General features: G+C 70.5%; 19 protein-coding genes. 10 read left to right on the plus strand and 9 right to left on the minus strand.

Annotation, left to right across the window (positions count from 1 at the left end):
* Positions 1-29: 29 nt before the first annotated feature.
* From rlmB to QSK31_RS21110, 3 genes are read right to left on the minus strand one after another with little or no spacing between them, the layout of a single operon-like run.
* Positions 30-1,151, minus strand: a complete 1,122-nt coding sequence (gene rlmB / locus QSK31_RS21100) for a 23S rRNA (guanosine(2251)-2'-O)-methyltransferase RlmB (protein WP_285685964.1) — start codon at positions 1,149-1,151, stop codon at positions 30-32.
* Positions 1,151-2,566 (minus strand): cysteine--tRNA ligase, encoded by a 1,416-nt coding sequence (cysS, locus tag QSK31_RS21105; protein ID WP_285685966.1) that lies wholly within the window; start codon positions 2,564-2,566, stop codon positions 1,151-1,153. Before cysS ends, rlmB begins: the two co-directional genes overlap by 1 nt.
* Positions 2,567-2,617: 51 nt before the next feature.
* Positions 2,618-4,015 carry a class II fumarate hydratase gene (locus tag QSK31_RS21110; protein ID WP_285685967.1) on the minus strand — a complete coding sequence of 466 codons (1,398 nt, stop codon included), beginning with the start codon at positions 4,013-4,015 and terminating at the stop codon, positions 2,618-2,620.
* Positions 4,016-4,105: 90 nt separating this feature from the next.
* Between QSK31_RS21110 and QSK31_RS21115 the strand changes: the two genes are divergently transcribed.
* Both QSK31_RS21115 and QSK31_RS21120 read left to right on the plus strand, forming a co-directional pair.
* The gene (locus tag QSK31_RS21115) at positions 4,106-4,624 is read left to right on the plus strand and encodes a hypothetical protein (protein ID WP_285685968.1); all 519 of its coding nucleotides are present in this window, start codon (positions 4,106-4,108) and stop codon (positions 4,622-4,624) included.
* A 332-nt stretch (positions 4,625-4,956) separates the two neighbouring features.
* Complete coding sequence (locus QSK31_RS21120) at positions 4,957-5,196, plus strand: GntR family transcriptional regulator (protein ID WP_285685969.1); 240 nt, start codon at positions 4,957-4,959, stop codon at positions 5,194-5,196.
* Positions 5,197-5,348: 152 nt separating this feature from the next.
* Here QSK31_RS21120 and QSK31_RS21125 read toward each other — a convergent pair whose 3' ends face one another.
* The 3 genes from QSK31_RS21125 to QSK31_RS21135 all read right to left on the minus strand — a co-directional run bounded on the left by QSK31_RS21125 (position 5,349) and on the right by QSK31_RS21135 (position 8,926).
* Positions 5,349-7,013 carry a fumarate hydratase gene (locus QSK31_RS21125; RefSeq protein WP_285685971.1) on the minus strand — a complete coding sequence of 555 codons (1,665 nt, stop codon included), beginning with the start codon at positions 7,011-7,013 and terminating at the stop codon, positions 5,349-5,351.
* A gap of 60 nt (positions 7,014-7,073) precedes the next feature.
* Positions 7,074-8,345 carry a PQQ-binding-like beta-propeller repeat protein gene (locus tag QSK31_RS21130; RefSeq protein WP_285685972.1) on the minus strand — a complete coding sequence of 424 codons (1,272 nt, stop codon included), beginning with the start codon at positions 8,343-8,345 and terminating at the stop codon, positions 7,074-7,076.
* A gap of 92 nt (positions 8,346-8,437) precedes the next feature.
* A complete protein-coding gene (locus QSK31_RS21135) occupies positions 8,438-8,926 on the minus strand; it encodes an Lrp/AsnC family transcriptional regulator (protein ID WP_285685975.1) in 489 nt (162 codons plus the stop codon).
* Positions 8,927-9,015: 89 nt separating this feature from the next.
* Between QSK31_RS21135 and hppD the strand changes: the two genes are divergently transcribed.
* From hppD to hisC, 4 genes are read left to right on the plus strand one after another with little or no spacing between them, the layout of a single operon-like run.
* Entirely contained in the window at positions 9,016-10,170 is a 1,155-nt protein-coding gene (gene hppD / locus QSK31_RS21140; RefSeq protein ID WP_285685976.1) for a 4-hydroxyphenylpyruvate dioxygenase, read from the plus strand.
* A gap of 10 nt (positions 10,171-10,180) precedes the next feature.
* Positions 10,181-10,768, plus strand: a complete 588-nt coding sequence (locus QSK31_RS21145; RefSeq protein ID WP_285685977.1) for an RDD family protein — start codon at positions 10,181-10,183, stop codon at positions 10,766-10,768.
* Complete coding sequence (locus QSK31_RS21150) at positions 10,765-11,697, plus strand: RDD family protein (RefSeq protein ID WP_285685978.1); 933 nt, start codon at positions 10,765-10,767, stop codon at positions 11,695-11,697. The genes QSK31_RS21145 and QSK31_RS21150 overlap by 4 nt, the downstream gene beginning before the upstream one ends.
* Positions 11,697-12,776 (plus strand): histidinol-phosphate transaminase, encoded by a 1,080-nt coding sequence (gene hisC / locus QSK31_RS21155; protein ID WP_285685979.1) that lies wholly within the window; start codon positions 11,697-11,699, stop codon positions 12,774-12,776. Before QSK31_RS21150 ends, hisC begins: the two co-directional genes overlap by 1 nt.
* A gap of 29 nt (positions 12,777-12,805) precedes the next feature.
* On the opposite strand, the gene QSK31_RS21160 is transcribed toward hisC, so the two are convergent.
* The 3 genes from QSK31_RS21160 to QSK31_RS21170 all read right to left on the minus strand — a co-directional run bounded on the left by QSK31_RS21160 (position 12,806) and on the right by QSK31_RS21170 (position 15,476).
* Positions 12,806-13,345, minus strand: a complete 540-nt coding sequence (locus QSK31_RS21160) for an ATP-binding protein (RefSeq protein ID WP_285685980.1) — start codon at positions 13,343-13,345, stop codon at positions 12,806-12,808.
* A 150-nt stretch (positions 13,346-13,495) separates the two neighbouring features.
* Positions 13,496-14,314 carry an SMP-30/gluconolactonase/LRE family protein gene (locus QSK31_RS21165; protein WP_285685981.1) on the minus strand — a complete coding sequence of 273 codons (819 nt, stop codon included), beginning with the start codon at positions 14,312-14,314 and terminating at the stop codon, positions 13,496-13,498.
* Between the two features lie 19 nt (positions 14,315-14,333).
* A complete protein-coding gene (locus tag QSK31_RS21170; RefSeq protein WP_285685982.1) occupies positions 14,334-15,476 on the minus strand; it encodes an ROK family transcriptional regulator in 1,143 nt (380 codons plus the stop codon).
* A gap of 211 nt (positions 15,477-15,687) precedes the next feature.
* Between QSK31_RS21170 and QSK31_RS21175 the strand changes: the two genes are divergently transcribed.
* From QSK31_RS21175 to QSK31_RS21190, 4 genes are all read left to right on the plus strand, one after another.
* Positions 15,688-16,878 (plus strand): chitosanase, encoded by a 1,191-nt coding sequence (locus QSK31_RS21175; RefSeq protein WP_285685983.1) that lies wholly within the window; start codon positions 15,688-15,690, stop codon positions 16,876-16,878.
* A gap of 72 nt (positions 16,879-16,950) precedes the next feature.
* On the plus strand, positions 16,951-17,799 hold the full coding sequence (locus tag QSK31_RS21180) for a hypothetical protein (protein WP_285685984.1): 849 nt from the start codon (positions 16,951-16,953) through the stop codon (positions 17,797-17,799).
* A 53-nt stretch (positions 17,800-17,852) separates the two neighbouring features.
* Positions 17,853-18,311, plus strand: coding sequence for an SRPBCC family protein (locus QSK31_RS21185; RefSeq protein ID WP_285685985.1), 459 nt, complete (start codon positions 17,853-17,855; stop codon positions 18,309-18,311).
* Positions 18,312-18,352: 41 nt separating this feature from the next.
* Positions 18,353-19,309: an outer membrane protein assembly factor BamB family protein gene (locus QSK31_RS21190; RefSeq protein ID WP_285685987.1), complete on the plus strand. Its 957-nt coding sequence runs from the start codon at positions 18,353-18,355 to the stop codon at positions 19,307-19,309.
* Positions 19,310-19,322 lie beyond the last annotated feature (13 nt).

Here is a 19,322-nt window from a genome sequence, read left to right on the forward strand (position 1 = left end):
CAGGCGGCAGGCGACGGGCGGCAGGTGGCTCAGGTGTAGGTGCGGCGGCGGCTGACCTCGGCGAGGGTGACCGCCGCGGCGACCGAGGCGTTGAGCGACTCGACCTCGGACGACATCGGGATGCTCACCCGCAGGTCACAAGTCTCGCCGACGAGGCGGGACAGGCCGCGACCCTCGGAGCCGACCACCACCAGGAGCGGGCCGACCGCGACCTCCAGCTGGTAGAGGTCCATCTCGCCGTCGGCGTCCAGCCCGATCGCCGTGAAGCCCGCCTGCTGGCAGGCCTTGATCGCCCGGGTCAGGTTGACCACCTGCGAGACCGGCACCCGGGCGGCCGCCCCGGCACTGGTCCGCCAGGCCGTGGGCGTGATGCCAGCGGCGCGGCGCTCGGTCATGAAGACGCCGTGACCGCCGAACGCCGCGACCGAGCGGATGACCGCGCCCAGGTTGCGCGGGTCGGTCACCCCGTCCAGTGCGACCAGCAGCGGCGCGGTCTGCTCCAGGGCGGACGCGATCAGGTCGTCGAGCTGCGTGTACGCGAAAGGTGGGACCTGCACCCCGATGCCCTGGTGCAGGACGCCACCGGTCATCCGGTCGAGCTCGTTGCGGCTCACCTCGAGGATCGGGATGCCCCGGTCGCCGGCGGTGCGGATGATCTCGTTCACCCGGTCGTCGATGTCGATGCCCTGCGCCACGTAGAGCGCGGTCGCCGGGATGGCGGCCCGCAGCGCCTCGACCACGGGGTTGCGGCCGAGCAGCAGCTCCGGCCCCTCCTTGGTCGGGTTGGACCGGCGGCCCGGCGCGATCCGGGGCCCGCTGCGCGGGTTCGCCTTGCCTCGCTGCGGGGCGGGACGACCGGCGCTGGCGCCCCGGCCACCACCCCGGCCCCAGGTGGTGTCCTTGGTGCCGGGAATGCCGATCTTGGGCGCGCGCCCCTGTGCCGCCGCCGCCTTGCGCTCTTTTTCCTGCTTGCGAGCGGTCTTGGCGGGCAGTTCCTCGGTGCCGGAGTAGCCCTTGTGCCAGGGGCGCTCGTCGGCGGGCAGGGTACGGCCGCGGCCCTTGAGCGCATCGCGCCGCTTGCCGCCCGAACCGACCGTGGCGCCCTTCTTGGACGTCACACGACGGCTACGGTTGTTGGAATTTCCGGGCATCAGTGCTGCTCTCCCACGGTCCAGCGGGGTCCGGCCGGGGTGTCTTCCACCTGTACGCCCGCATTCTTCAACTGATCGCGGACCGCGTCTGCGGCGGCCCAGTCCTTCCGGGCCCGCGCCTGAGCACGCTGCTCGAGGGCAAGGTGGACGAGGGCGTCCACCACGGGCTTGAGGTCGTTGCCACGGCGGCCGCCGCCCCATGCGGGGTCGAGCGGGTCGAGGCCGAGGACGCCGAGCATGGCCCGGACGGCGGTGAGCGCGGCGCGGACGCCGGTCTCGTCGCTCGCGGCCAGCGCGGTGTTGCCCTCGCGGATGGTGTCGTGCACCACGGCGAGCGCCGCGGACGTGTTGAGGTCGTCGTTCATCGCGGCGGCGAAGTCGGGCGGCACGTCCATCGGCCGGCCGGGACCGACGATCTCCACGGCCCGCTGGACGAAGCCCTCCATCCGCCGGTACGCCGTGGCGGCCTCGTGCAGCGCCTCGTCGGAGTAGTCGATGCGCGAGCGGTAGTGCGGCGTGCCGAGGTAGTAGCGCAGCTCGACCGGCCGGATGCCCTGCCCGGTGACCGACTCGAGGTCGATCACGTTGCCCAGCGACTTGCTCATCTTGGCCTCGCCGAGGTTGAGCAGCGCGTGGTGCACCCAGTAGCGGGCGAACGGCAGCCCGGCGGCGCGTGACTGGGCGATCTCGTTCTCGTGGTGCGGGAAGGTCAGGTCGAGCCCCCCGCCGTGGATGTCGAACTCGTCGCCGAGGTAGCGCCGGGCCATCGCCGAGCACTCGATGTGCCAGCCGGGACGGCCGCGGCCCCACGGCGACGGCCAGGACGCGTCGGCCGGTTCGCCGGGCTTGACCGCTTTCCACAGCGCGAAGTCGCGATAGTCGTGCTTGTCCCGCTCGCCGCCGTCGGCCGGGGCGCGCATGTCCTCCGGCTTCTGACCGGAGAGGGAGCCGTAGCCGTCGAACGAGGGCACGTCGAAGTAGACGTCGCCGCAGCCGTTGTCGGACGGGTAGGCGTGTTTACGCTCGATGAGATCGTCGATCATGTCGTGCATCTCGGTGATGTGCCCGGTGGCCAGCGGCTCGTAGGTGGGCGGCAGCACGTTGAGCGCGGCGTAGTCGTGCTCGAGCGCGAGCTTGTTCTCGTACGCGATCGCCCAGTAGGGACGTTTCTGGGTGACGGCCTTGTCGAGGATCTTGTCGTCGACGTCGGTGATGTTGCGGACGAAGGTGACCTCGAGGCCGGTGTGCAGGAGCCAGCGCCGTAACACGTCGTAGTTGACCGCGGAGCGCAGGTGGCCGATGTGCGGCACCGACTGGACCGTGAGACCGCACAGGTAGATGCCGACCTGACCGGGCGTCATCGGGACGAAGTCCCGGACGGATCGGGTCGCGGTGTCATGCAGGCGGAGCGTCACCAATCAAGGGTACCGAGGCCGTCTAACCGGAAACGCCCCGCCTGTGGACAACTAGGGCCTGGTCATCCGGAGGACGTCGAGCGCCTGATCGAGTTGATCTTCGGTGAGGGTGCCCCGCTCGACATGCCCGCGTTCCAGCACCACCGAGCGGATGGACTTGTCCGAGGCCAGCGCCTCCTTCGCGATCGCGGCCGCCTCGTCGTACCCCAGGTAGCGGTTGAGCGGCGTGACGATCGAGGGCGAACCCTCGGCGTACCCCCGGGCGATCTCCTCATTGACCTGCAGACCGTCGATGCAGCGGTCGGCGAGCATCCGCGCGGCCGCCGCCAGCAGCCGGATCGACTCGAGCAGGTTGCGGGCCATCACCGGCAGCATCACGTTGAGCTCGAAGTCACCCTGGCTGCCGGCGAACGCCACCGCCGCGTCGTTGCCGATGACCTGGGCGCACACCTGGCGCACCGACTCGGGCACCACCGGGTTCACCTTGCCGGGCATGATCGACGACCCCGGCTGAAGGTCGGGCAGGCGCAGCTCGCGCAGCCCCGCCCGCGGGCCCGAGCCCATCCAGCGGATGTCGTTGACGATCTTGTAGAGGCCGACCGCGACGACCCGGAGCTGCCCCGACGCCTCGACCAGCGCGTCCCGGGCGCCCTGCGCCTCGAAGTGGTTGCGCGCTTCACTCAGCGGCAGTCCCGTCATGTCCTTGAGCGTGGCGATCACCGCGGGCGCGAACCCCGGCGGAGTGTTCACGCCCGTGCCGACGGCTGTCCCGCCCAGCGGCAGCTCGGCCAGCCGGGGCAGGGTGTCGGTGAGCCGGTCGATGCCGTACTGCACCTGCGCGGTGTACCCGGAGAACTCCTGGCCCAGCGTGACCGGCGTGGCGTCCATCAGGTGCGTACGCCCGCTCTTGACCACCTCGGCCCAGGCGTCGGACTTGACCTTGAGCGCCGCGGCCAGGTGATCGAGCGCCGGGATGAGGTCGCTGGTGATCGCCTCGGTCGCGGCCAGGTGGATCGACGAGGGGAAGACGTCGTTGCTCGACTGGGAGGCGTTCACGTGATCGTTGGGGTGCACGCTCCGGCCCAGCTCACGCGCGGCGAGCCCGGCGATCACCTCGTTGGCGTTCATGTTCGACGACGTGCCGGAACCGGTCTGGAAGACGTCGATCGGGAAATGGTCGTCGTACCCGCCGCCCGCCACGTGCGCGGCAGCGGTGGCGACGGCCTTGGCGAGGTCGTCATCGAGCACGCCCAGGGTGGCGTTGACCTGGGCCGCGGCACCCTTGATCTGGGCCAGCGCCCGGATGTGCGCCGGCTCCAGGCCACGCCCGGAGATCGGGAAGTTCTCCACCGCCCGCTGGGTCTGCGCTCGCCACAGGGCGTCGGCCGGAACCCGGACCTCGCCCATCGTGTCCTTCTCGATGCGGTAACCGCTCTCGTCAGTCGTCACAGTCCATTCGTACACCGCAGTGGACGCGCTGGACGACGGAACGTACCGTGGGCGAGCGTTTGGACTGCCTACTGAACAGGATCTTTGCTGATGCGACGCGCTCTGTTGGCCGCTGTTGCGGGTGGTGCCCTGGTGGCCCTGGCCGCCTGCGGGAACGACGCGAACAACGCCTCGACCACCGCGGACCAGGCGCCCACGGCGCCCTCCCCGACGGCCGAGTCGACCTTCCACGCGCCCGACTACACGGCGAACTCCAAGCAGGTCTGCGACAAGGTCGCGGCGATCTACCAGGACGGCTTCGCCGGCTTCTCCACCCAGCTGGGGAAGATGATCGCCAACAAGGAGGCCAAGCAGGCCGGCTCGGCGGAGGTGGCGCGCAAGGCCGCGGGCGAGGAGCTCAAGAAGGTCGGCGCGCAGATCAAGAAGGAGGTCGCGGCCGCCGAGGACCCCGACCTGAAGGCCGCCGGCACAGCAAGCGCGGCGAAGGTCACCGGCAGCGCGACCGACAAGGCCTTCTTCGACTCGATCAAGACGACGAAGGACCTGGACGCCCGCATCGAGTCGAAGATGCTCGACTGGATGAACCCGGTCACGGGGTATTGCGCCTAAAGATCCACTTCCTCCGAGTACGGGCACACCAGAGCCCCGTCCCCACCCCGCGAGCCGAGCGATCCGTCCAGGTCCGTGCCGCGCCCTCCGGCGGCCACGGATCCGTCCGGCCAAAGCTCCGCAGCGCACCAGGAATTTCCCTTCCCAGCAAGACAGAGGCCCGACGCATCTCGACGACTGCGCCGGGCCTTTCGTCTTGACCACGGGCGAACCTGAACCCATCCGCCACGCTGTCTACTCGCGAGCTACCCCAATTCTAAGTCCTGTACGTATTGAACGTCTAGAACGTATTCGACGATCTTTCGAACACGCCGACGTCCTACCGTGGGCGTGTGATTGACCCGCTCGCTCCCACGCCGCTGTATGTGCAGCTCGCCGACCTGTTGGCGAGGATGATCGAGCGCGGTGAACTCAAGGAGGGCGATCCGCTCCCGAGCGAGTCCTACCTACAGCAGGAGTATGGACTCGCCCGGGGAACCGTGCGCTCAGCCGTCCGCCTGCTGCGCGATCGCGGCCTCGTCACCACCGCACCACAGCGCGGGACCTACGTGACCCGCCGCGCAGGCAAGTAACGGTGAACCGAGAACCTGCGTCGTGCCGGATGGCCGAGCCGAGTGGTCAGAGGCCGGCGATCGCCGCGGGGAGGTCCGTCATGCGGGGCGCTCGCTGTCCACGAGGACCCCGTCGTTGTCGAAGATCACCATCTGGGGCCGGGACATAAGAGTCAGGGCTTCCCGATGGTGAGGAGCGGGTTGGGGCGGGTGACGTCGGCGAAGAAGTCGTTGCCCTTGTCGTCGACGACGATGAAGGCCGGGAAGTCCTCGACCTGGATCTTCCAGACGGCCTCCATGCCCAGCTCGGGGTATTCGAGCACCTCGACGTGCCGGATGCAGTCCTGGGCGAGGCGTGCTGCCGGTCCGCCGATCGAGCCCAGGTAGAACCCGCCGTGGCTCTGGCAGGCGCGGGTGACCTGGGCGGAACGGTTGCCCTTGGCCAGCATGACCAGGGAGCCGCCGGCCGCCTGGAACTGCTCCACATAGGCGTCCATGCGCCCGGCCGTGGTCGGGCCGAACGAGCCGGAGGCGTACCCCTCAGGGGTTTTGGCCGGTCCCGCGTAGTAGACCGCGTGGTCGCGCAGGTACTGCGGCATCGGCTCGCCGGCGTCCAGGCGCTCGGCGATCTTGGCGTGTGCGATGTCCCGCGCCACCACCAGCGGGCCGCTCAGCGACAACCGGGTCTTCACCGGGTACTTGGAGAGCATCTCCCGGATCTGGTCCATCGGTTGGTTGAGGTCGACGTGGACGACCTCCTCGTCGCCCAGCTCGACCTCGGGCAGGAAGCGGGCCGGGTCGGCCTCGAGCCGTTCCAGCCAGACCCCGGACGGTGTGATCTTGGCGAGGGCCTGGCGGTCGGCGGAGCAGGAGACCGCGATCGCGACCGGGCAGGACGCGCCGTGCCGCGGCAGGCGGATCACGCGTACGTCGTGGCAGAAGTACCGTCCGCCGAACTGCGCGCCGATGCCGAAGTCGCGGGTCAGCTCCAGCACCGCCGCCTCGAGCTCGACGTCGCGGAAGCCGTGCGCCGCCATGGTGCCGTGCCGGGGCAGGTTGTCCAGGTATTTCGCGCTGGCCAGCTTCGCCGTCTTCAGCGCGTACTCGGCGCTGGTGCCGCCGATCACGACGGCGAGGTGGTACGGCGGGCAGGCCGCGGTGCCGATCAGCCGCAGCTTCTCGTCCAGGAACGACATCATCCGCGCCGGGTTCAGCAGCGCCTTGGTCTCCTGGTAGAGGTACGACTTGTTGGCCGAGCCGCCGCCCTTGGCCATGAACAGGAACTTGTACGCGTCCGGCTGCCCGCCCGGGTCCTCGGCGTAGAGCTCGATCTGGGCCGGCAGGTTGGACCCGGTGTTCTTCTCGTCCCACATGGTCAGTGGCGCGAGCTGCGAGTAACGCAGGTTCAGCCGGGTGTACGCCTCGTACACGCCGGCGGCGATGGCCTCCTCGTCGCGGCCGTCGGTGAGTACGTGCCGGCCACGTTTGCCCATGATGATCGCGGTGCCGGTGTCCTGGCACATCGGCAGCACGCCACCGGCCGCAATGTTGGCGTTGCGCAGCAGGTCGAGAGCCACGAAGCGGTCGTTGGGCGACGCCTTGGGGTCGTCGATGATCGAGGCGAGCTGGGCCAGGTGCGCCGGCCGCAGGAAGTGCGCGATGTCGTGCATCGCCTCGGCCGTGAGCAGGGACAACACCTCGGGCTCGACGGTCAGGAACCGGCGCCCGCCGGGCCCCTCGACCACGTCCACGCCCTCGTCGCTGATCAGTCGGTAGTCGGTGGTGTCGTCGCCGACCGGCAGCAGAGGCGCGTAGGTGAAGGAGGAGGGTGCGGTCATGAGCGGCAAGCCTAAGCCAGTGCGTATCGAGAGTGCGAACTCCCCCGGATCAAAGTTCGGTCACCGGTAGGGCAGGTAGGCCATGTCCCGCCCGTCGACCACGATCAGACCCTCGGGTCCGGAGGCGAAGACCGAGGCTTCGGTACGCGTGTCGACCAGCACCCGCCCGCCGGAGGGCGACAGTGCGGTGACGCGGCGTGGCGACGTGTTCGTCACGATCGCGGCGTACGGGGTGAGCGCCGCGGAGGCCTGGTCGTTGACGCTCCGCCGCCAGGTCACGTCCCCGGTGCTGAACGACCGTCCGGTGAGCGTCTTCCTGTCGGCGCTGCGGATGATCGCGTGCGCGTCGTTGACGGCGAGCACATCCTGGTCCTTGGCGCCGTACCAGAGCCGCCGCCCGTCGTGCGCCGCGATCAGCTCCTCGCGGCCGACCGGGTCGACGCCGAGCACCACGTCGTCGCCGCCGGCCGGATCCCGTTCCTGCTTGCAGGACGAGCCGTTGTCGGCGGTGCGCAGGTTCAGGCCGGTGCGCTGCCACACCACGCCGGCTCCCGGGTCGGTGGCGACGACGCTGTAGTAGCAGGTGCCGTCGCCGGCCTCGCCGGTGACGGTGAGCACCCGGCCGCCGGCCACCGAGACGCGTTCCTCCGGCTTGGGTGTCACGGTCTGCACGACCTTGCCGGTGGCGGTGTCGACGATCCGCACCCGGCCGCCGTCCGGGAGGCCCATCAGCGAGGGCAGGTAGGGCCGGCCGGCGACCTGCCCGTCCACATGCGACCCGGTCATCGGGTGGGTGTCCGGCAGGTCGGGGTTGGCCGCGTCCAGTACGAAGCCGATGCCGCCGGTGCTCACCGTCCACAGCGGACGGGTGCCGCGCGGATCCCAGGCGGTCAGCTCGCACTCGCCGCCCTTGACGCAGCTCAGGTCGACGATCGCGTCCCGGTACGCCCACACCGCGGTGGCCGTCTTGTCGCTGCGCCGGACGGCTCCGCTGCGCGGGTCGAGCACCTGGTAGCCCTTGGTCAGCAGTTTGCCGGTTACCACCACGGCGTCCGATCCGACGCCGGCGACCGAGGCCCAGTCGGCGTCCGACTGCCACAGTTTCACGCCGGCGCCGAGGCCGTAGGACTCGACCCGGGTGCGGTATTCGATGATGGCCGCGTCGCCGGCGATGGTCACGCTGGCCGGCGATCCGCTGAGTTTGATCTGCCATTGCGAGGCGCCGTCGGCGATCGGCCCGGCGGCGGTGACCCAGCTCCAGACCTTCGGCCAGGGGTTGAAGACGTTGGTGAGGGCGAGCACGACGAGGCCGACGACGATGAAGATCGCCACATACCCCCTCGGGGTGCCGCCGGAAGCCACAGCACACGCTAACGAGATCCACCCGCCACGTCCGTGAGGGGGTAATTGCCCGTGTCGTCCTATTAAGACCGCTTCGCGGCTTGAAGGACCAACGGCATGATCCGGTACGGGATGAGCTCGGCAAGGGCGATGATGGTGGCCGCCCGGAGGATTCCCTCGTAGCCCAGGATCTCGTCGATCACCCGCTGCAGGTCGGTGTTCGATCGGGCCACCACGCGACACATCAGGTCCCCGCTGCCGGTGATCGTGTGCGTCTCCAGAACCTCCGGGATCGCCGCCAGGTGGTCGGCCACCGCGCTGTGCCCGTACCGCTGACTGATCTCGAGGGTGACGAAACTGGTCACGCCGAAGCCGATCGACGCGGGCGCGACGTCGGGTCCGAAGCCGCGGATCGCGCCGCGCGCGATCAACTTGTCCAACCGGGCCTGGACCGTGCCGCGGGCGACCGCAAGGCGGCGGGAGAGCTCGAGCATGCCGATCCGCGGCTCGTCCCGCAGCAACGAGAGCAGCCGCGCGTCGAGCTCGTCCAACTGGACATCCTGACCAGTCATCGCGGTCTCCCACTCTACGGATTGCGCAGGTTGACCAGCCAAAACTACAACTATTGCCCATTCACCGGCCGTGAGACGACCATCACGCCATGACGCAGATGATGGAAAGCGCGACCCCGACAGCCGACGTCTTCCCCGTCCAGGGCGTCGACCACCTGCAGTTCCTCGTGGGCAACGCCAAGCAGGCGGCCCACTACTACTCGACCGCGTTCGGGATGACCTGCGTGGCCTACCGCGGCCCCGAGAACGGCTACCGCGACCACGCCGAGTACGTGCTGACCAGCGGCGGCGCCCGCTTCCTGATCACCGGTGCGGTGCACGCGGGCGCGGCCGGCGCCGACCATGTCGCCGCGCACAGCGACGGCATCAAGGACATCGCGCTGGCCGTCCCCGACGTCGACAAGGCCTACGAGCACGCGGTCACGGCCGGCGCCCGCGGCGTCACCGAGCCGTACGACGTCAAGGACGAGCACGGCACCGTCCGGCTCGCCGCCATCGGCACCTACGGCGACACGGTGCACACGCTGATCGACCGCTCGCAGTACGACGGCCCGTTCTTGCCCGGTTTCGTGACCCGCGGCCCGATCGTCGACCGCAGCGCCGCCATCGCCGCGGGTGTCCAGCCCAAGCGCTACTTCCAGGCCGTCGACCACGTGGTCGGCAACGTCGAGCTCGGCAAGATGGACGAGTGGGTCGAGTTCTACCGCCGGGTCATGGGCTTCACCAACATGGCCGAGTTCATCGGCGACGACATCGCCACCGACTACTCCGCCCTCATGAGCAAAGTCGTCGCGGACGGCACCCGCAAGGTCAAGTTCCCGCTCAACGAGCCGGCCGTCTCGCAGCGCAAGTCGCAGATCGACGAGTACCTCGAGTTCTACGGCGGCCCGGGCGCCCAGCACGTCGCGGTGGCCACCAACGACATCCTGCGCAGCGTCGACGCGATGCGCGCGGCCGGCCTCGAGTTCCTCGACACGCCGGACTCGTACTACGACGACCCGGAACTGCGCGCCCGGATCGGCGAGGTGCGGGTACCGATCGAGGAGCTGAAGAAGCGCTCGATCCTGGTCGACCGGGACGAGGACGGCTACCTGCTGCAGATCTTCACCAAGCCGGTGCAGGACCGCCCGACGGTCTTCTTCGAGCTGATCGAGCGGCACGGCTCGCTCGGATTCGGCAAGGGCAACTTCAAGGCGCTGTTCGAGGCCATCGAGCGGGAACAAGAGCTGCGCGGAAACCTGTAACACTGTCCCGGTGACTTACCAGGCCTACCCGCCCTATCAGGGCCCGCAGCAGCCGCAATACCGACCGCTGCCGCAACCGATGAGCCCGGGCGGGCAGCCGCTGGCCGACTTCGGCACGAGGCTGCTCGCCTACATCATCGACAGCGCGATCGTCAGCGCCGTCCTGATGGTCGTCTTCGTACCGGCGTTCGGCTTCGTGATGTTCAACGCGATGTCGGACCTGCAATTCGACCCCGAGACGGGCAGCACCGCCGAGATCGACCCGTTCGGCGACTTCGTCGGGCCCTTCCTGCTGCTGGAGGCCGGGCTGATCCTCTTCATGCTGATCGCCTACTACTGCTACCACGTCGAATACATGCACCGGAACGGCCAGACGCTCGGCAAGAAGATCATGAAGCTGCGGGTGGTCCCGCTCGACCCACAGGCCACACTGACCCGCGGCATGGCGGCGAAGCGCTACCTGGTGGAGATCGTGGGCGGCGTGGTGATCCCGCTCTTCAGCTGGCTGGACGGGCTCTGGCAACTGTGGGACAAGCCGTACCTGCAGACCCTCCACGACAAGTTCGCCCAGACGGTCGTGGTAAAGGTTGGCCCATGAGCTCGTTGCCCGCCGGCTGGTACAAGGATCCGGCCGACCCGGAGACCCAGCGTTACTGGGACGGTGAGGGCTGGTTCGGCAAGGCCATCCCGGCCGACGCCACGCCGCCCTCCGGGCCGCCGGAGCCGGAGCCCGAACCGGCCGCTCCCGAGCCGGTCAGCACGCCCGCCGCCACCCCGGACCCGAAGAAGGTCCCGGAGTACCCGCAGACCTGGACGCCGCCTCCCGGGTACCCGCCGCCCCCGCCCGGATGGATGCCGCCGCCCGGCTGGGCGCCGCCACCCGGCTCCGGCTGGGTCGTGCAGGCCCGGCCGCACGGGTTCGCGCTCGCCGGGATGGGCCAGCGGTTCCTCGCCCGGCTGGTCGACGTGTTCGCCGTCCTGCTGCTCAACGTGGTGGTCAACGGCTGGTTCGCGTACCAGTTCTACCTCGAGTTCGTCCCGATGTGGCGGGCCGCGATGGCCGACCCGTTCGGCGAGCAGCCGCAGCCCACGGCCCGCTCGGAGTACCTGCTCTGGACCATGCTGATCATCGCCACGCTGCTCTGGCTGCTGTACGAGGCGCCGGCCGTCGGATCCCGCGGTCAGACGCTCGGCAAGCGGCTGATGGGCATCAAGGTGATGGCGGTGGAGAACACCGACGCGCTCGGCTTCGGGCGGGCGTTCAAGCGCTGGGCACGGCTCGGACTGTGGACGCCGTTCTGGGGCTGCGCCGGGTTCGGGCTCCTGCTCCAACTCGTCGACTCCCTGTCGCCGCTCTTCGACCAGCAGCTGCGACAGGCACTGCACGACAAGACGGCCCGCACGGTCGTCGTCGCGCTCCCGCCGGACAACCGGCAGCACAGCGCCGTCGCCCCCGGCGGCACGTCATCCTCCTCGTCGTCCACCTCCCCGGACGCCGGCGGCGGCAACTCGGAAGGACAACCCTGATGACCCGGCTCACCCGCGCCGACCTGGACGCGCTGCCCAGCTACGTACCCGGGCGCAGCGTCGCCGACCTGGCGCGGGAACTCGGCATCGCCGAAGCCATCAAGCTGGCCAGCAACGAGGTGCCGTTCGGGCCGCTGCCCGGCGTCGTCGAGGCCGTGGCGGCGAGCATGCTCGGATCCCACCGCTACCCCGACATGGGCGTGGTGGAGCTGAGGGACAAACTCGCCGACCGGTACGCCGTGGCCGCCGACCGGGTCGTCACCGGCTGCGGCTCGGTGGCCCTGGCCGAGCACCTGATCAGGGCGACCAGCCTGCCCGGCGACGAGGTCGTGTACGCCTGGCGGTCGTTCGAGGCGTACCCGATCATCACGGCCACCGCGGGCGCCACCTCGGTCCGGGTGCCGAACACCGCGGCGCACGGACACGACCTGCCGGCCATCGCCGCGGCGATCACCGACCGGACCAGGGTCGTGATCGTGTGCAACCCGAACAACCCGACCGGCACGTCGGTGGGCCGCGCCGAGCTCGACCGGTTCCTGGACGACGTACCGTCCGACGTGCTGGTCGTCCTCGACGAGGCGTACCGGGAATTCGTCACCGACGAGCAGGTGCCGGACGCGCTGACCACCTACGGCGACCGGCCGAACGTGGCCGTGCTGCGTACCCTCTCGAAAGCCTGGGGTCTGGCCGGCCTGCGGATCGGCTTCCTGGTCGCGCAGCCGGAGGTCGCCGCCGCCGTCCGCAAGGTGGTGACGCCGTTCTCGACCAGCCTGGTCGCCCAGGCCGCGGCGATCGCCGCACTGGACCAGGAGGACGAGGTCCGCCGGCGCTGCGCACTGGTGATCGCCGAACGGGACCGGGTCACCGAGGCGGTACGCAAACTCGGCGTGGACGTGCCGACGTCACAGGCCAACTTCGTCTGGCTGCCGCTCACCGACCGGGCCGCCGCTTTCGCCGCCGCCTGCGAACAGCGCGGCGTGATCGTCCGAGCCTTCCAGGGCGACGGCGTCCGGGTCACCATCGGCACCCCCGAGGAGAACGACGCGTTCCTGTCAGCCGCCGAGGTCGCCCTGGCCTAGCCGGGCAAGCGGCTGGGTTCGGCCGCGCGTCAGGAGACGGACGGGGGCCAGCGGTGGGCGCGCCAGTCGTCCCAGGTCGGGAAGCCGGGTGGCGGGGCACCGATGGGGTCGGTGCCGTCGAGTTCGCCCGGGGTGGGGATCTCGATGACGGCGGCCCACTCGGCCAGTTCCTCGTCGGACATGGGCCAGGTGGTGTGCGGCGCCTCGGCCTGCCGCTGGTCGGCTCGTCTTCGCTGCTCGGCCGCGGTGACCTCGAAATAGTGCATCTCGACCGCCGCGCCGCGGTCGGCGGCGGCCCGGCGCAGGGCGGAGCGCTCGTCCCGGCTCCAGAGGCCGTAGTCGATCACGACGTTGGTGCCCAGTTCCAGGGCTCGCAGCCCGATCCGGATGAGCCGTCCTTCGATCACGTCCGCGGCGGACGGCGGGTTCCCGTTCCCGTAGAGGGCCTTCACCCATTCGTCCTTCGTGAGACGGATTGCGTCATGCTCGATCTCGATGCGGCGGGCGGCCGTGGTCTTGCCGGTGCAGGGGAGCCCCACGGTCAGGAACAGCGTCGGTGGTTTCGTCATCAGCATCATCATCGCGGGAAGCGATCCGGGGCGGGACACCGGCCGGACGGATCCGTAGCCGCCGGAAGTCGCGGCACGGACCTGGACGGATCGCCCGGCCCGCGGAGCGGGGACAAGGCGCCGGTGTGCTCGTACCCCCAGAAGTGGATCTTAGAAATTGACCTTGGCCGCGATCAGCCGGCCGGTGCGGGCGCCGCGGAAGACGGCCTCCGGGTCGGCGAAGTCGGCGGTCACGGCGTAGAGCGTGCCGTCCGGGGCGAGGGCGCAGTCGAAGGCGCCGCGGTCCAGCGTGACCGTCTGGACGATCTCGCCGCCCGCACGGACCCTGCGGCAGTGTTTGCCGGGGACCGAGGCGTACCAGATCGCGCCCTCGGCGTCGAAGCACAGGCCGTCGGGGGCGTCGCCGGGCAGCTCGGCCCAGACCCGGCGGTCGGTCAGGTTGCCCTCGGTGGTGATGTCGAAGGCGGTCAGGCGTTCGCCGTGCGACTCGGCGACGACCAGGGTGCCGCCGTCGGGGCTGACCGCCATGCCGTTGGGGAAGAGCAGGTCACCGGCCACCCGGCGGGTCTCGCCGGCCGGGGTGATCACGGCGATCAGGCCGGGCGCCGGGTCGCCCCCCGGGAAGTCGTACCCGATGTTGTTGATGAAGATGTGGCCGCGCGGGTCGACCGCGATGTCGTTCCAGGCGTGCGGGGCGACCAGGCCGGACAGGTCGGTGTGCACGGTGTGCTCGCCGCCGGGCGTGATCGCGAGCAGTCGCTGGTGCGGGCCGTTGGTGCTGACCATCCGGCCGTCGGGCAGCCAGTCGAAGCAGAACGGCATCCCGTCGACCCGGGCGGCGACCCGCGCCTGCCGGTGCTCGACCTCGATGATCTCGCCGGCCACCCAGTCCGAGAACCACAGCCGCCCGCCGTGCCAGCGAGCCGACTCCCCCAACGCGATCCCGTCCAGCACCACCTCGACCACCATGTCACGAGACTATGCGAACTCAGGCATCGCTGATGGCTGAGAGCAGCGCCTCCCTGATCGCGGTGAGCCCGGTGTCCAGGGCGCCCAGCAGGACGGCGTCGTCGTCGATCGTGGTGACGGCGATCTGGGCCTGGAGTGGCTCGTTGCGCTGCATGGCGGTGGCCACCGCGTCGCGCAGCGCCTCGCCTCCGGCCTGCGCCACCTCGCCGGCGAGCACCACCAGCGGCGGGTCGAGCACCGCGATCACCGCGGCCAGCCCGACCGACACCCGGTCGGCGAGCTGGCTGAAGAACTCGGCGTACTCCGCGCGTCGCTTGCCCGCGTAGGACACCACCTCGGGCGGTGTCTCGCCGGGGATGCCGTGCTCGCGGGCCAGGTCCAGCACGGCCGCGCCACCGACCAGGTCCTGCAGGGCGATCTTGCTGTGGGTCGAGTCGGGGGCGTACAGCGGCATGTAACCGATCTCGCCCGCACCGCCGCGCGCGCCTCGCATGAGCGCGCCCCCGATGTCGATCGCGAGACCGAGGCCGTCCTGGCCGAGCCAGAGCAGGGCGAAGCCGTCCGCGTTCTGCCCGACTCCACGCCGGCGTTCGGCGACCGCGGCCAGGTTCACGTCGTTGTCGACGTCCACCCGGGTGCCGAACCGGGCGGCGATCTCCGGCACCAGGCCGCTGCGCCCGAAGCCGGGGACCTCGACGTGGTGGATGGTCTCGGTGCGCGGGTCGTAGGAGCCGGCGACGCCGAGCTGGATCTGCCGGAGCCACGAGGCCGGCGCGCCGGTTTCCGCGCGCAGCCGGGACACCACGGTGGCGAGGGCGTCCACCGGGTCGGTATCGAGGAAGTCGACGCGTGACTCGACCCGGCCGCGGACCACCCCGGTGAGGTCGCAGACGGCCGCGGCCAGTGACGGCGCGCCACTGGCGCCGATGTCACGGACCGAGATGGCGACCGTCCACGCGGCGTCCGGATTGGCTGAGTAGACCTCGGCGTTCGGGCCCGGCCGGCCGCTGTTGTGCCCGACCACGGAGACCAGCCCCGCGCCGGTCAGCCGGCGCAGCACCTCGGAGATGGTCGGCGTGCTCAGCGCGGTCAGCCGGCGCAGGTCGGCCCTGGTCAGCATGCCCGGATCCAGCAGGTACGAGAACGCCGCGCTCTCATTCATGGCACGCAGGAGCTTCGACGAACCCGCTGGTCGCGACAACCGATGCTCCCCAGTGCACTGCGACGACATCGAACAGTTGTCACGGAACGTAGGCGCGTGCCGCATCAGTGTCAAGCGATGCCGGACTCTTCGCAGACATTGACAAGTGAGAATTGATAAACCAAGTTAACTGACATAGCGTTACCTTCCCCCGTCAATATGAGGAGCGCTCATGTCCATCCCCAAGGCCGCCATAGCGTCCGCAGCAGGCGTGCTCATCTCCGCCGGATCCCTCGTGGCCGGCATCCTCCCGGCCAGCGCGGCCGGCGCCGGCCCGATCACCGGCCTCGCCGGCAAGTGCGTCGACGTGGCCGGCGGCGCCGGCGCCAACGGCACCGCGATCAACCTCTACACCTGCAACGGCAGCGCCGCGCAGAGCTGGACCGTCGGCAGCGACGTCCGCGCGCTCGGCAAATGCCTCGACGTGACCGCTGCCGGCACGGCCAACGGCACCAAGATCCAGCTGTACGACTGCAACGGCACCGCCGCGCAACAGTGGACCGCGGACAGCGGCCGCCTGCGCAACACCGGCTCCGGCAAGTGCCTGGACGTCTCGGACAACAACTCCGCCGACGGCACCCGGCTGCAGATCTGGACCTGCGGCACCGGCGCCAACCAGCGCTGGACGCTGCCCGACGGTGGCGGCCAGAACCCGCCGCCGGCCGGCACCCCGCTCGACGACCCGGCGAAGAAGGAGGTCGCGATGAAGCTCGTCAGCGCGGCCGAGAACTCGTCGCTCGACTGGCGGGCCCAGTTCCGGTACATCGAGGACATCGGCGACGGGCGCGGCTACACCGCCGGGATCATCGGCTTCTGCTCCGGCACCGGCGACATGCTCGAGCTCGTCGAGCGGTACACCCAGACCAAGCCGAACAACGTGCTCGCCAAGTACCTGCCGGCGCTGCGCCAGGTGGACGGGTCGGACTCGCACGCCGGGCTCGACCCGAACTACCCGGCCGACTGGCGTACCGCCGCCGCCGACAGTGTCTTCCAGGCCGCGCAGGAGTCGGAGCGGGACCGGGTCTACTTCAACCCGTCGGTCCGGGACGCGAAGAACGACGGCGTCCGGGCGCTCGGCCAGTTCGCCTACTACGACGCCGCGGTCATGCACGGCTACGAGGGCATGCGCTCGATCCGCTCGGCCGCGCTGCGCAACGCGGTGCCGCCGTCCCAGGGCGGCACCGAAGCCACCTGGCTGAACGCGTTCCTCAACGCGCGGGTGGCCGAGATGAAAAAGGAGGAGGCGCACTCGGACACGTCCCGGGTGGACACCGCGCAGCGCGTCTTCCTCAACAACGGCAACTTCGACCTGAACACGCCGCTGGTGTTCGCGGTCTACGGGGAGCAGTTCCGGATCGACTGACCTCGGCAATCACCCCACCCGGCCGGACGGACGCTGTTGAACACCGCTCACAGCGTCCGTTAGGTTCGATTCGTGTCATCGATGGTGCCTCCGCTGTTCGCCGGGCTGCTCGATGACGCCGCGCTGCTCCAGCCCGGTGACGCCACCGTCGCTCACGCCGCCGCGGGGTTCCGCGAGCACCGGGACGCCTGGTACGGCGAACTGGTCGGCGCTCTGCTCGTACCCTCATCGCTCCTTGATCTTGATTGTGATCCTCCCGGCCTGCCGGTCTGCGTGATCAGCGACGCGGCCCTGACCATCCTGCCCGTCGCGGTCGCCAAGCTGCGGGCGTGCGGCGCGTCGGTGCGCGCGATCGAGGCCGCGGTCGCCCGGCGCGGCGAGGACCCCCAGCCCGGCCTCGCTGAGCTGCGCCGATTGACGACTTCGGACAAAGACCTCGATGTGTACGCCGAGATCCCGCTGAGCTGGGGCCTGCTGGCCGCACTGGACGCCGTGGCGGCGATGCGCGCGGACGGGCTCCGGATCGCGCCGAAGTTCCGCGTCGGCGGGCTGGCCGGGGAACTCTTCCCCACACCCGTCGAGCTGGCCGCGGTGATCTGCGCCTGCCGCGACCGTGAGCTGCCGTTCAAGCTGGCCGCCGGCATCCGGCACGCGCTGCGGCACACCGACCCGGAAACCGGCTTCACCCACCATGGCTTCCTCAACGTGCTGGTGGCGGTGCTGCTGGCCACCGACGGCCACGAGGTCGCCGAGGTGGCCGAGGCGCTCGGGGCGACCCATCCCGTGCCTCTGGTCGAGCCGGCCCGCGCCCGCCGCGACGAGATCCGGCCGCTCTGGGCCGGCTTCGGCGCGAGCACGATCGTCGAGCCGCTGACCGAGATGGTCCGGCTCGGCTTGATCAACGGTGGCTACTCTTCATAACCACTGTTCGACACCCCGCGTTTGCCCGTACTTTGTACGCGGGAGGTCACGCAATGTCGACGGTCGCTGTCACACGGCTCATCGAGGCACCGATACAAGAGGTCTGGCGAGTCTTCACCGACCTGCCCGGCCGCGCGGGCTGGCTGTCGACGGTCACCGCCGTCGAGGTGCAGACCCCCGGCCCGTTCACGCAGGGCACGGTGTGGCGCGAGACGCGCACGATGCCCGACGACGGCGAGATCACCGAGGAGTTCCGGGTCCGTTCCTGCGCCTCGCTGGACAACTTCGAGGTCGAGTCGCCCGGCATCGGCGCCGACTACCGGATGACGTACACGTTCGTCCCCGTCCTGGAGGGCCGCCACCGTGGCGGCACGATGGTCACCGTCGTCCAGGACGGCACCCCCACCGCTCCCGCCGGCCGGTTCCTGGCCATGGTCTTCGGCGGCCTGGCCGCCCGCACGGTCGAGGGAGCGCTGCGCCGGGATCTGGACGACCTGGCGGCCGCCGCCTGACCGCCTGACCGCCTGACCGGCGCCTGAGCTAGGTTCAGCCGATGCTGGCGCGATCACTGCTCGCCCTGGTGCTGGTGGGTGTCACGGGACTGATCGGGTGGCGGGTCCTCCGCCCCGCCGAGCTGCACTCCACCGGCGCCGCCCCGCCCTCCGCGCCTTCCGCGCCCCCCGGCGTGACCGGGCGTATGTCCGTGGTGCCGCTGCTGGTCGGTGGCCGGTTGCGGGTCTTCGTCTCGCCGAGGCAGGTGCGCGCCGACGGCCCGGTGGCGGCGAAGACGGCCCGCACCCCCTTCTGGTCCCTGCGCCGCTGGCCCGCGTCGGTCACCGGCGTCGTGGCCACCGGAACGACGGTGGTGAGCCGCTGGTCGGACGGTCAGGTGATCGCCCTCGACGGCCTCACCGGCAAGATCCGGTGGCGTCTGTCGGTGCCGTCGTCCGGCGGCTTCACCGACGCCCGGACCGTCCTGTGGGCGCCGCCCGACCTGTACTCGGCGGGCGGCGTGGCGCTGATCCGGGCCGGCGGACAGGTTCGGGCGCTGTCACCGTCCACCGGCGCGACGGTGTGGTCCCGGCCGTGCTCCGGAGCGGCCTTCGCCACGGCCGACGCGCTGGCCTGCGGTGACATGCTGCTGTCGGCCGCCACCGGGGAGCCGGTGGCCGGCGCGACCGGTCCGTTCACCGGAGTCGTCTGCGGCGTCGGCTGCCTGGGCGCGCGGGACGCGTCCGGACAGGTCTGGCCCACTTCGGTGGTGCCGCCGTCCGGTTCCACGGTCGTCCTGGGGTCTGCGGGCGGAGTTTCCTACGAGCTGACGGCCGCCCGCCACCTGCTGGCCCGGGACATCGCCACCGGCGCGGTCCGGGAGGAATTCCCGCTCGCCTATCCCCACGACGCCACCGACTGGGCGCCCCGAGGATGGCAACTGGCCGACGGCTACCTCGCCATCGACCGGGGACCTGGCTTCACCCGCGACCAGGTCCTGCTGGCCGAGCTTCCCTGAGTTCCCGTTTTCG

Source organism: Actinoplanes sp. NBRC 103695, from assembly GCF_030269485.1.
Lineage (GTDB): Bacteria > Actinomycetota > Actinomycetes > Mycobacteriales > Micromonosporaceae > Actinoplanes.